Source organism: Mesorhizobium amorphae CCNWGS0123, from assembly GCF_001686985.1.
In the GTDB taxonomy this organism is placed as follows: Bacteria; Pseudomonadota; Alphaproteobacteria; order Rhizobiales; family Rhizobiaceae; genus Mesorhizobium; species Mesorhizobium amorphae.
In genome coordinates this window covers 821,738-834,158 of sequence record NZ_CP015322.1, presented here as the reverse complement: position 1 = coordinate 834,158, position 12,421 = coordinate 821,738, and the positions used below count along the sequence as shown (strand labels likewise).

The following is a 12,421-nucleotide window of genomic DNA, read 5'->3' as shown; positions in this document are numbered from 1 at the left end:
CTTACATCTCCTGCCGCAGGTTTTCGGGATCGTAGAAATGAGGGGAAGCAACTCGCGCATGGTGCTCGCTTCCGTCACTTGCACGCAGCACAATTCGGCTTCCAAGATCGGCGTCCAAGCGGTCGGCATAGGCCAGACCGATGACTCGTCCCAAAGTCGGCGAAAAAGCGATTGAGGTGATGAACCCGGCTATGGATCCATTCTTCACAACCAGATTAGACTCCTGGAGCCCAGCCGTCGGCATCCTGTCGAGCACAAACCCGACCAGTTTTCGGCTCGACAACGTCTTGTTGCGGATCTCCAGACTGCGCTTTCCAATGAAAAAGGGCTTCGAGTTAGCGACTGCCCAGCTCATATCGAGCTCTTCAGGCGTGGTCATGCCGTCAGTGTCTTGACCGATAATCACATGCCCCTTTTCGAGCCGCATGAGCCGCTGAGCTTCAAGGCCAAACGGGCGAATACCAAATTCTTTCCCTGCATCGCCAATGGCACGCCAGAGTTCTGATGCGAACCGTGAGGGTACATGTATTTCGTAACCAAGCTCGCCGATGAAACCCACTCGGAACACCCGTGCGGGGATACCCGCTACGGTCCCTTCACGGTAAGCCAGATATGGGAAGTCTTGCGGCGATAAGGCAATGTCGTGGTTAAGTCGCGCAAGTACCTTGCGGGCATTAGGTCCTGCTAGGTTAACCCCCGCATAAGCGGCCGTAACATTCGCGATATCCACGTCGAGTCGCCACTGGGTGTTCCACCACAGCATGTTGCGGTATATTCGATCCACGCCCGTGGTGGTCGCCGTGACATAGAAATAGTTTTCGCCGCGCCGACACGCGACACCGTCATCAACGACCGTCCCCGCCTCATTTGTCATAAGCAGGTAACGGGTCTTGCCAACGGGCAGCTTCACATAGGCAAACGTGTACATGCGATTTAGAAATTCGGCCGCATCGGGCCCCCGCACATCTAACCCTCCCAAAGTCGAGACATCGATCATGCCTACGTTGTTTCTTGCGTTCACAACCTCTTCGGCGATGAGCCTCTTGGCATCGCGTTCATGACCATAGTAGGCGGGGCGCAGCCAGTTTCCCGCAAGCAGCCATGCTGCTCCTTGAGCGGTATGCTGTTCATGCATCGGTGTTTGACGAAATGGCGTGAACTTTCGACCAGCCAAAGTCGCGATTTTTTCCGTTGTAACCGGCGGCCGGGTGGTGGTGACGCCCACCTCACTTATTGTCCGATTTGTGTATTTCGATACGAGCATAGCCGCCGCCAGAGCAGCATGCCGGCCTTGACTTGGCCCCATGCCGACGGTCGAAAACCGCTTTACGAGTTCAAGCTCGCGGTACCCGTCCGCAATCGCGTTCTTGATGTCCTTGACCTGAAGGTCTTCGTCAAAGTCGACAAAGTCCATTCCCTTCGGATGCGGGAAGATCGGGCAAGGATGATTTGGGGAACCTCGATCCCGAACTGGAAGCGCTGGCCGACGTTTGCTTTGATAGCCGCAATTGATCGCGGCCGTCCAGCCCTGACCCGTGCCATGAGCTATGCAACCGTCCAGGTCGAAAAACCCGTCGACCGATCCGGCAAGCAGAACGCCTTTGCCCTGCCCGTCGATGGTGAACTGCGCGGCCACGTCATCGTAAGCGAGCTTGCCACCCGCCTGCAGTGGTAGCTGATAGGCGGGAACATAGCCGACTGACATGCAGACCAGGTCACAATTGATCCTTCGGCGCCTCCTGCCTGCAGTGCCCTCCGCATCGATTTCGGCAAGCTCTACCCCACGGACATGCGAATGCCCCTTTTCCGGTTGTGCCTCATGGAGGCACCATCCATCCAGAATTGAGACCTTTCGTTGCGTTATCTCCGAACGCAACGGTCCGTGGTGGCCGGCCTTACGGAGATCGCAAATTGCCGCCAGGTCGACGCCGGCTTCAAGAAGGTCAAGCGCCACGCCATAGGCGTCATCGTTGGCAGCGAGTATCACTGCACGATTTCCAGGCTTCACACCGAACAGCCGAATGAGCCGTTGAGCCGCCGAGCCCTGCATGATGCCGGGCAAGTCATTGTTGCGAAACTGTGACGGCTGCTCTATGAGCCCGGTCGCCAAAATGACCTGTTTGGCCCGCACCTTGTATAATCGGTTACCGCGAATTACCGGCAGCCAGTTATCAGCATACCATGCATTGCAGATCGCGTCGGTCCAGATCTCGATTTTGCTGTGGCCCTTGACCTCGCTGACAAGGTCCCTTTCGGTTGCCAGTCGCGCATAATTCAGCGCTCCGCCTATCCGTTGGTTCTCGTCCACCAGCAAGACTGATGCGCCCGCATCAGCCGCGGCAATCGCCGCCGCCATACCGGCGGGCCCTGCACCGACGACGACCACGTCGTACCAGCCATAGGCCTTGTCGTAATACCCTTGGGTGGGTTTGGTGACGTCGAGCTTACCCAGCCCAGCTTTGGCCCTAATGATGGGCTCCCACACCTTCTCCCATATTCCTTTGGGCTTATAGAATGTTCGATAGTAAAATCCGACCGGCATGAAGCGCGAAAGCCTGTTCATGACGAACCCGCTATCCCTGCGTGCCGAATTGCCAACATTTTGGGCCCGTACCGCCAGACCGTCCGATATAGGATGACGATCGGCAAAGACGCTTACCTCGTTTCCGATTTGAACTAGGGTGTTCGCGTCTTGAGCGGCCATGGTCAGGATACCGCGTGGTCGGTGATACTTGAATGACCGTGACAATATCCATTCGCCGTTAGCCGCAAGCGCCGACGCGATTGTATCCCCGGCTACGCCTTCATACTCTCGCCCATCGAACGTGAACTTGAGTTTTCTCGATGCGTCAATTAGCAGCCCCTTGCGTAGCGTCGCGCTATTCATGACGCTTCTCCTGAAGGTCCATCTGCCGGTACAGGAAATGTAGCCAGAATCTCATCCGTGACTGTGTTGCGCTCCGCCAGGAACCAGAAGTTTGTTGGTGTGTGACACCACCATTCACGCACGACGCCCGCCGTATTGTTGGACATCCAGACGTACTCGGCCCACTCGTGGTCGCTCGCGCCGGACGGCTCAGGTTGCCGATGCACCTCTCCATGGCACTGGAACTCGGTTATGTTGCGTGGCCCGTTCAGAGGGCATGTCATCAACTTCACGATCGGGTCCTCAATGGCTTGCAGCGGTAGCGCCCATCTCGTTGACCAGATCGAAACTGTGGAATCGGCTCAACTGAAATGGCCTGATCTCGTCAGGGATGCGGTTTTCCGAAATGGCCTTCGCCAAGAAGAACCCGCTGGCCGGGGTCGCCTTGAAGCCCCAGGTGCCCCAGCCTGCGTCCAGCCAATAGTTCGAGAGCGGACCCTGACCCATGATCGGACTGTAGTCCGGCGTCATATCTGTGATCCCGGCCCACTGGCGCAAGATCTTGAGTTCGCCAATGAACGGGAACATCTCCAACGCCGAAGCAGCAAGACTTTCCTTGAGCTCCAAGGTCGAGCGTGTGTTGTAAAGCTCGTATGGGTCCGAGCCGCCACCGATGACGAGTTCGCCTCTCGCCGATTGCGAAACGTAGCAATGCAGAGCGGTTGACGACACCATCGGATCCAAGAAGGGTTTGACAGGGTGCGTCACCATTGCCTGAAGTGGATAGCTGCGGATCGGCAGCTTCAAACCGGCCATCTTTGCTACGACCGAGGAGTAACCGGCGACGCACTGCACCACGGTCCCGGCTGAAACATCCCCGCGATTTGTGCGCAGGCGTGTGACTCTATTCCCGGAGAGTTCCATCCCCAAGACTTCCGTCCTTTGATGAAGCTCGACCCCACGCTCACACGCGCGGATGGCATATCCCCACACGACTGCGTCGTGACGCGCGATGGCCGCGCTTGGGTGCCAAAGACCGCAAAGGATGGGCATACCCTTGATATCGAGATTGAGCGAAGGCACTAAGCTTCTGATCTGCTGGCGATCAACAATCTCGTTAGCCTCACCACAAAAGACGCCGGCGTCGGCGCGCAGGCGAAGCGATCGCGAAACGCCGTCCGAATGGGACAACGTGAGCTGTCCCCGGCGGGAATACATCATGTTGTAATCGAGCTCATTGGCCAGGGATTCGTAAAGTCTCAGGGCCTTCGCATAGAACCGTATTGAGCGCTGATCCGTGTAGTTCGAGCGGATCACCGTGGTGTTGCGCGCGGTGTTGCCGCCTCCAAGATAACCCTTCTCCAGAATTGCGACGTTGGTGATCCCATGGTGCTTCGCCAGATGGTAAGCCAATGAGGCTCCATGACCACCGCCGCCGATGATGACAACGTCGTAGTGGGATTGTAGATCCGGAGTGCGCGGTATCTCATCGCGTTCGGGATAACGTCTTGAAAAGCCGTACTTTAGAAGCGCAAACACCATATTTCTCCCTCTAGGAGCGCGGCCGGGAAATGGACGCTTTGCTCGCTTGCAGGAGCGATGCCAATAACCGTCGTTTGGTCAAAGCGCGGTCCAATCATATGCGATGCGATGCGCATCCGCGCAGCCTTTCCAGGTTCGGCAAAACGTCGTGAGCAGCCATATCTTCGGGACGTTATGTGCCATCTCAGACGTCTACTTTCGGCAGCGGAATTGAGAACTGGTCGCTTCGCTCAATTGCGTGTGCGGCACGCAAGACAGTCATCTCGTCAAAATACCGGCCCACCAATTGCAGCGCGATCGGGAGACCCTGCGTATGCATCGCGCATGGCATTGCCAGCGCCGGGTGACCGGTCATATTGAAAAATGTCGTGAACCGGGTGATCGCGTTGCCGATCGCTTCGTTGACTCCGTTTCGTGTCACCTTGACGGTGCCCACTTTCTGGGCGATTTCGGGCGTCGCGGGGGTGAGGATCAGATCGACTTGGTCAAAAAGCCTATTCGTCTGTTGTCGGTAGATCTCGATGAACCGCTTCGCTTTGACATAGTGCTCCGCCAGAATGCACTGCCCCAACGCCAAACCAGCACGGAAATCCGCGGAATAAAGGTCGCCGCGCTCCTGCAAATAAGCCGAATGCGCACTGAGCGCTTCAGGCATCTGCACGGTGAGGGAGACTGTGCGGCTATGTTCCATATCCGGAAATGTCACCGGCATAAGCTTTGCGCCGTTTGCAACGAGATACTCTTTCACCCGTTCAAGAGCCTCGAGGATTTCGTCGTCCGCACGCTCGTAGTAGAAGTTGCTCGGAATACCGACGCGCAATCCTGAGATGTCCTGATCGAGCGCTTCAGGGTAATTTTCAACGGTCCGATTGACTGACGCGGGATCGCTGGGATCGTAGCCTGACACGATGGTCAGCAGATCGGCGCAATCGGCAATCGTGCGCGTCATCAACCCGACGTGATCCAGCGTCCAGCAATACGGCACCACTCCCGAAGTGGGGACACGTCCGATCGTAGGCTTAAAGCCGACAAGCCCGTTCAAAGCCGCAGGCGCTCGGACGGAGCCACCGGTGTCCGTCCCAAGTGCCGCCGGCACGAGACCAAAAGCCACCGCGGCCGCTGAGCCGCTCGACGAGCCACCCGCAAGACGCGTCGGATCGTAAGCGTTAACGGCCGTCCCATAAACCTCGTTCTCGCCCGTTGCGCCGTATGCGAATTCATGCAGGTTCGTCTTGCCAAGACTAACCGCCTGAGCTGCCCGCAGCTTGGCGATTGCGAACGCATCCTTTTTGGCAATCCTGTCGTGGAAGGCCCGCGACCCGGCGGACGTTCGAACACCCTGCACGTCGAACAAGTCCTTGGAGGCATACGGAATTCCGGCGAACGAGGAGCCGTTCAAATCACCACGCGAGAGCCGCGACGCCTGTTCTCGCGCAGTATCAATCGTCGTCGTGATGAACGCCTTTGATTGTGGATTGTGTCGTTCGATCCTCTCGGCGAATGTATCCACAAGCTCGACTGGGGTTACCTCCCCGCGCTGAAGCATCGACCTCAGGTTCTTGACGCTTTGAAATGCGATATTGTTACTCATGCCTGTCTGCGCCTTGGACGCTCATAGCCGGTGGCGTGGTCCCCAGGTCGATTTTCCTCAGCTGTTCAAGCTCATTCAACAGATCTTGAAACCCGGTAATGAGCCCCAACCTGGGATCGACCAGCTCGTTTATTTCCTCTTCCGACCAACCATGCGATGCCATCTGGGCGCATATGCCGGTCAGCGTTGCTTTTTTAAGTCTTTGCATGATGCCCTCGGAGAATGATCAAGAACAGCGTGCGCCGACATTCGACCAGCAGCGCACGCTTGTGAGTCATCAACGAATGATCGGGGTCTCTGGCGTCTTATTTGTCAATATCTCGCCGCCATTCTCGGTCACCAACACGGTATTGGAGATGAAATAATCTGCGACTTTTGTGTTGGTAAACCAGGAATGGGCATGAACAACCATGCCGACTTCAATCTTGCGGGTCGATTTCGGGAAAAGGCTCGTCACCATGGACCCGCCCGTCCAGCTGGGAGGGAAACCAATACCTACGAGGTAACCGCAATGATGGCGATGGTAGTCGACAAGGCCCCCGCTTGCCGCCACTTCATGCCAAGCCTCATAGGCGTCACCCGCATCGGCACCCGGACGAAGGGCTTTGCAGATCGCCTTCATGCCGCGAACAGCGAGTTCCGCTGACTCTTCGACACCCTTCGGTGCGCTGCCGACATAAACAAGCCTGCCCATTGGAGACTGGTACTTGCGGTATGATGCGCAGGTTTCAAGAAAGACGGCATCTCCGTTCCGGAATACCTCACCACGCCAAGTGGTGTGCTCTTCACCCAGGCGGCTAGTCGGGCGGATGAACGGGCCGAAACCAGGGTATTCGCTGCCCTCGAGGATCATCTTGTTGTGGTAGGCCGCCGCGACTTCGTAGTCCGACCCGCCGTCCCGTATCGCTGCCACGGCGGCCAACGTCCCAAGATCCACTGCATGAGCCGCCTTCCGGGTATATTCTATTTCAAGGGGCGACTTCACGAGACGCAGGTCATCGAGAATTCCGGAAGCGTCCACCCACTTTACACCCGAACGGTCATCTTGAATGCGCTCCGCGTGTCGAGGCGTGAGGAAAAGGCTGCGCTTCTCAATGCCAACGATGGCACCGAGCAGGCCCAGATCCTTCATGGCTTGATGAACATAATCCGAGAGCTCCTCGTGATCCTTATGCCCGTAGAAGCGCGCGTTGTTGACCTGGTTCTCAACCGTTATCCGCTCCATCGCGCGGCAGCAAAGAGCCATTTCTCCACTTTGATTCAGCACGAGCACATGTGCCGCGAAGAAGCCCCAGTGGTCGAGCCCGGTAAGGTAATAGATGTTTTCGGGAACGGAAATCGCGATGCCATCGAGGTGGTTTGCCTCGAGCGCCTTACGCGCGCTTGCAATGCGGCGATCAAGTTCGGCTTTTGGAAAGGGCGATAGGTACGTCATGTCTGCCTCGGTTTTTGCAAAAGTTACAGCGCCTCGCTGAGGTATACCTTTCGTACCGGCAGGAGCGAAAAATCACAAGAGGAATTTTTGAAATTCCCGCCCGATAGCCCCACTATGCGGGGAAAACGCGCGATTGCGAATATTCAATTTGCATGACCGCTGACCAAATGGTATACCATTCGCGCGAATTTGGCGCTAACCCAAAATCAAAGGGAACACAGGAAATGAAAAACATCTTGGCTGCAATCGCCGCTGCTGCTGCTCTAATCGCGGGCGTCGCTCATACCCATGCTGACGAGTTGACGGATCGTGCCGCAGCGGGAAAACCAATCCGTATTGGCTTTGCTCACGAAATCCCTTGGGCTTACCCGGGAGATAAGAACGAGCCTCTAGGGTTCGCGAACGCAATTGCGGTCGGCGTACTCAAGTCCATGGGCTATACCAATATCGAGCCGGTAGTGACTGAATGGGGCGGTCTGATACCGGGTGTGCAAGCTGGCCGCTTCGACGTCATTACAGGCGGCATGTACATTACCGGCGCTCGCTGCAAAAACGTAAGTTTTGCGGAGCCTATGGGAAAATTTGGTGACTCGTTCATCGTCAAAAAGGGCAATCCAAAGGGGATCCAGACCTATCAGGATATCAAGCAGAAAGGCGCGACGATGGTCACCGTCTCCGGCTACGTCAACGTAGACGCGGCACTGAAGGAAGGCGTTCCGGAAAGCAAGATCATCCAGGTGCCCAGCCCTACAGAAGTGCTCGCTGCCGTACGAGCGGGCCGCGCTGACGTCGGCGCTGGTGATGATTTCGCAATGAAACAGCTTGCGGCCAGCGCTCCTCAGGAGATTGAGGCAACAGACACGGCGGCACTGCCTGATTGGACTAATAATTGGGTAGCGGTAGCCTTCAGAAAGGAAGACAAGGACTTCCTTAAAGCCTACAACGAAGCGCAGGCAAAGTACCTCGGTACGCCGGAAATGCTTGAGGCGGTAGGGAAGTTTCAATACACAAAAGCTCAGCTTCCGGGTGACGCAAAAACTGAATGGGCCTGCGCAAATCGGTAACAACCAGACAGTTGACGAGCTGCCATGGGCGCAGCTCGTCAACACGGCCGAAGTGAGTTTCTATGTCATACATCTCTTTTCTATCCGAGCACGGAAGTCGTTTTATCGATGGAGCGCTCATAACCGGCGTACAATTTTTTTGTTCCCTGGCGTTGGCAGCCGTAATTGCACACGTTTTCGGCCTTGTCATGCTGTCGTCCAATACAGTCGTGAAAAGTTTTGCTATAGCCTACGTGGAGTTTTTTCGCGGCACCTCGCTTCTTGTTCAGCTTTTTTGGCTCTTTTATGTTTTACCGCTCTTTGGCATTACTTTGAACAATTTTCTGACCGGGTTTCTTGCCGTCGGACTGAATCTCGGCGCATACGGCGCTGAGCTCGTTCGCGGGGCCATATTGTCCGTGCCGCGTGGTCAGTGGGAAGCCTCTTACGCGCTGTCGCTGTCGCCAGCCAAACGCATGCGAAGGATTATCATTCCGCAGGCTATCGCAACCATGCTGCCGGCCTGGGGGAACCTGGCAATCGAGCTGCTAAAAAGCACGGCGCTGGTCGGGCTGATAGCAGTTCCCGATCTCATGTTTCAAGCACGCGAGCTGAACAATTCAACCTACCTCTCCACATGGACGTTCGGCACAGCCCTGATCATCTACTATGTCTCCGCCCGTTTTCTCATCACGCCCTGTATGCGCCGTCTCGAAAAAATCATGGCTCGCCGGATGGGGAGGGCTTAGACGATGCAGTGGGATTGGGAATTCACCGCCGAAATCCTGCCCAAGATGCTATGGGCTACTGTCAACACGCTTATGGCGGCAGGCATCGGATACGTCATTGCAGCTGTGATTGGTCTCTTGTTTGCACTTGCTCAACGGACACCATTTCGATCTCTGACATTCATAGTCCGGGAGGTGGTCGAGTTCATTCGCTCAACTCCGCTCATCCTGCAGATTTTCTTCGTCTACTATGTTGGACCAGAATACGGACTTTGGCTGAGTCCATGGGTAGCGGGTATGATCGCTATCGGCTTGCACTACGCTGCCTACCTTTCGGAGGTCTACCGGGGTGGCATCGAATCGATTCCCAAGGGGCAATGGGAGGCGTGCACCGCGATCAATCTGACGATGGCGCAATCCTATAGGCGAATTATTCTGCCCCAGGCTATCCCGCCGTCAATTGCCGGAATGGGAAACTACCTGGTCAGCATTTTCAAGGATACGCCTATGCTCTCGGTTATTGGTGTCGAAGAATTGATGCAGGCGGCCAATGCCGTAGGTGGTCAAAACTACCGGTACCTTGAGCCTTATACAATTGTGGGCGTCATTTTCCTGATCATTTCACTGACCGCCGCAAGCGCCATCCGTGGGTTCGAAGGCTGGATTCGCCGTAAGTTAGGAATGGAATAATGGAAGATCTCACATCATACCCCTTGGAACTGACCGGACCAGATATTCCGATGGTTAGGTTCCTGAACGTCCGAAAAAGCTATGGTGAGCTGATCGTTCTGGACAATCTGAACCTGGACATCTCACCAAATGAGATGGTCACAATCATTGGACCGTCAGGATCCGGAAAAACGACCGTTTTACGCATGCTGATGACTCTTGAGACAATCGGCGGCGGTGTGATCTATGTCGATGGCAAACCGCTCACTCACATGCCAAAGAACGGCGCGCTGGTGCCGGCGGATGCAAGATACCTGCGCAAGGCACGATCCTCGATTGGGATGTGCTTTCAGCACTTCAACTTATTTCCGCACATGACCGCGCTACAGAACTGCATGGAAGGTCCGGTTCAAGTCTTGGGTCTCTCGGGCCGCGAGGCACGAGAGCGCGCTGAAGAGCTTCTCATGATGGTTGGCATGATCGATAAGAAGGACCAACATCCCTCCCGGCTCTCGGGTGGACAACAACAGCGCGTAGCGATTGCCAGGGCCTTGGCGATGAGGCCTAAGGTGATGTTATTCGACGAAGTGACGTCCGCACTTGATCCCGAGGTAATCGGAGAGGTTACAAACGTCATTAGGGATCTAACAACAAGGCATAGTCTTACGATGCTTATGGTCACGCATCAAATGGGGTTCGCTCGTGATATTTCCGACCGCGTGTGCTTCTTCTTTGGTGGAAAGATCGAGGAACAAGACAGTCCCGATGAGCTATTTTCTAACCCCAAAAGCAAAAGAACACAGCAGTTCTTAAGCGCCGTAAAAGCGGCAGATTGAAAAGCGAAGCTCATATGAGGATTGGAATAGCCGGGATCGGCGCCATCGGCTCCTCGGTGGCTCATGCGCTCGACCGGGGAGAAGTGTTTGGGTGGAAATTAGTCGCTTTTTCGGCGCGTAGCCCGGAGCGCGCGGCGGCGTTCGATGCCACCTTGAACAGAAGTGTTCCTTGCGTCTCGTTTGAGGAGTTGGCTACCAAATGCGATGCAGTTTTGGAGTGCCTCCCGCCACACATGTTCGACGCGGTCGCGCTGCCTGTCCTTAGCGCCGGGAAGACCCTGTTAGCCATGTCTGCCAGTCAACTCCTCGGCAGGGAAGATCTTGTGGACCTCGCACGCCGCACTGGAGGGCGGATTGTGATCCCGTCGGGCGCGATGCTGGGGCTCGATGCCCTAAAAGCTGTTGCCGTGGGTGAGATCTACGCGGTGAAGATCCATACCCGAAAACCACCTAGAAGCCTTGCAACCGCACCATATGTTATTCGCAAAGGGTTGAATCTAGAAAACCTTGCGGAAGCGGTTTGCGTTTTAAAAGGAACGGTGAGCGAAGTGGCGAAGGAATTTCCGGCCAATGTGAATGTCGCTGCCGCGCTTAGCCTTGCCGGCCTGGGGCCGGACCGCACGCAGATGGAAATTTGGGCAGATCCAGATTTGGAGTTCAATACTCACACCGTAGATGTGGAATCCGACAGTTCCAATTTTTCCATGTCGATACAAAATAGGCCAAGCGAAGAGAATCCGGCTACTGGCCGTATAACCTCGCAGAGCGTTATAGCGTTCTTACGTCAAACGTACGCAGCTTTGCGCATTGGAACTTGATGCTACGCGACTGCAACCTTCCGAGAAAGCGATCGATGACACGCCACGGCTCACTTGCATCTACCAGCGAAAGCGCCTTGTCATTTCCAGAAGGTCAAGACGCAACCTCGGAAGGCGAGAGGCAACTTGCCGGCAGGATGACCAAACACGAGATCTACCTCGAGTTACGTCGCCGGATTTGTCTCCTCGACTACCCACCTGGTAGCCGCCTGAATGAAAGGGACCTTGCGTCCGAATTCGGCGTCAGTCGGACGCCTCTGCGTACGGTCTTGCAACGCCTGGAGTACGACGGTCTGATCGTAAGCCAGCACGGCAACGGTACTGAAGTCACGTCCATCGATTTGAGCTCCATGCGCGATATATACATCGTTCGTATGCGGTTGATGGACGCCATGGCGGAGTCTTCACCACTTCCCGTTACTGACGAGATCCTCGGCGAAGTTCAAGAGCTGGAGGGAGCTTGCCGGGAACTTCTAGATAGCACGGACAAACGCCAGTTCGCAGAAATAAACATCCGCATGCATGGAATTCTGCATAGTCTGAGCAGCAATGGGCCGCTCAAGAACTTCAACGATATGTTGTTCTTCCAATCCGCAAGGTTCTGGTTTTTGCTTCTCGAAAAGATGGATTTCCGTCAGCAAGTGGAAGACCTGCTCGATGAGCTGCGCATGATACGAAGAAGTCTCGAACTACGGGATGTTCGTTTGGTTGCCACCGTGCACAAATCGCATTTGGCTGTAGTGCTAGCCCGGCTGGACGCGATGGAGGCGGCCGGCGGGCAATTCGATACTTAACGAAAACAAAGCTTCACGGCGCAGGGATCTATGATCTATGTGGGCTCAGGAAGAAATTCTAGGCTCTTATTTTTAAACGGGCAGAGTACTGCCGATGTA

General features: G+C 55.5%; 12 protein-coding genes. 6 read left to right on the top strand and 6 right to left on the bottom strand.

The genetic code is table 11. The features are described from left to right. Window position 1: 1 nt before the first annotated feature. The 6 genes from A6B35_RS37300 to A6B35_RS33560 all read right to left on the bottom strand — a co-directional run bounded on the left by A6B35_RS37300 (window position 2) and on the right by A6B35_RS33560 (window position 7,434). Complete coding sequence (locus A6B35_RS37300; protein ID WP_006206192.1) at window positions 2-2,887, bottom strand: 2Fe-2S iron-sulfur cluster-binding protein; 2,886 nt, start codon at window positions 2,885-2,887, stop codon at window positions 2-4. After that, on the bottom strand, window positions 2,884-3,159 hold the full coding sequence (locus tag A6B35_RS35295) for a sarcosine oxidase subunit delta (protein ID WP_006206193.1): 276 nt from the start codon (window positions 3,157-3,159) through the stop codon (window positions 2,884-2,886). Before A6B35_RS35295 ends, A6B35_RS37300 begins: the two co-directional genes overlap by 4 nt. A gap of 10 nt (window positions 3,160-3,169) precedes the next feature. After that, on the bottom strand, window positions 3,170-4,408 hold the full coding sequence (locus A6B35_RS33575) for an FAD-dependent oxidoreductase (protein ID WP_006206194.1): 1,239 nt from the start codon (window positions 4,406-4,408) through the stop codon (window positions 3,170-3,172). Window positions 4,409-4,592: 184 nt separating this feature from the next. Beyond that, window positions 4,593-5,999: an amidase gene (locus A6B35_RS33570; RefSeq protein WP_006206195.1), complete on the bottom strand. Its 1,407-nt coding sequence runs from the start codon at window positions 5,997-5,999 to the stop codon at window positions 4,593-4,595. Beyond that, on the bottom strand, window positions 5,992-6,207 hold the full coding sequence (locus tag A6B35_RS33565) for a hypothetical protein (RefSeq protein WP_006206196.1): 216 nt from the start codon (window positions 6,205-6,207) through the stop codon (window positions 5,992-5,994). Before A6B35_RS33565 ends, A6B35_RS33570 begins: the two co-directional genes overlap by 8 nt. Window positions 6,208-6,276: 69 nt before the next feature. Further along, a complete protein-coding gene (locus A6B35_RS33560) occupies window positions 6,277-7,434 on the bottom strand; it encodes a M24 family metallopeptidase (protein WP_006206197.1) in 1,158 nt (385 codons plus the stop codon). Window positions 7,435-7,586: 152 nt separating this feature from the next. Between A6B35_RS33560 and ehuB the strand changes: the two genes are divergently transcribed. From ehuB to A6B35_RS33530, 6 genes are all read left to right on the top strand, one after another. After that, entirely contained in the window at window positions 7,587-8,498 is a 912-nt protein-coding gene (gene ehuB, locus A6B35_RS33555) for an ectoine/hydroxyectoine ABC transporter substrate-binding protein EhuB (protein ID WP_244426122.1), read from the top strand. Window positions 8,499-8,560: 62 nt separating this feature from the next. Continuing rightward, a complete protein-coding gene (gene ehuC / locus A6B35_RS33550) occupies window positions 8,561-9,226 on the top strand; it encodes an ectoine/hydroxyectoine ABC transporter permease subunit EhuC (RefSeq protein ID WP_006206199.1) in 666 nt (221 codons plus the stop codon). Window positions 9,227-9,229: 3 nt separating this feature from the next. Beyond that, window positions 9,230-9,895 carry an ectoine/hydroxyectoine ABC transporter permease subunit EhuD gene (ehuD, locus tag A6B35_RS33545; protein WP_006206200.1) on the top strand — a complete coding sequence of 222 codons (666 nt, stop codon included), beginning with the start codon at window positions 9,230-9,232 and terminating at the stop codon, window positions 9,893-9,895. Continuing rightward, complete coding sequence (gene ehuA / locus A6B35_RS33540) at window positions 9,895-10,710, top strand: ectoine/hydroxyectoine ABC transporter ATP-binding protein EhuA (RefSeq protein WP_006206201.1); 816 nt, start codon at window positions 9,895-9,897, stop codon at window positions 10,708-10,710. The genes ehuD and ehuA overlap by 1 nt, the downstream gene beginning before the upstream one ends. Continuing rightward, window positions 10,707-11,528: an aspartate dehydrogenase gene (locus A6B35_RS33535; protein ID WP_081482307.1), complete on the top strand. Its 822-nt coding sequence runs from the start codon at window positions 10,707-10,709 to the stop codon at window positions 11,526-11,528. Before ehuA ends, A6B35_RS33535 begins: the two co-directional genes overlap by 4 nt. Window positions 11,529-11,563: 35 nt before the next feature. Then, entirely contained in the window at window positions 11,564-12,322 is a 759-nt protein-coding gene (locus A6B35_RS33530) for a GntR family transcriptional regulator (RefSeq protein ID WP_006206203.1), read from the top strand. Window positions 12,323-12,421: the final 99 nt, after the last annotated feature.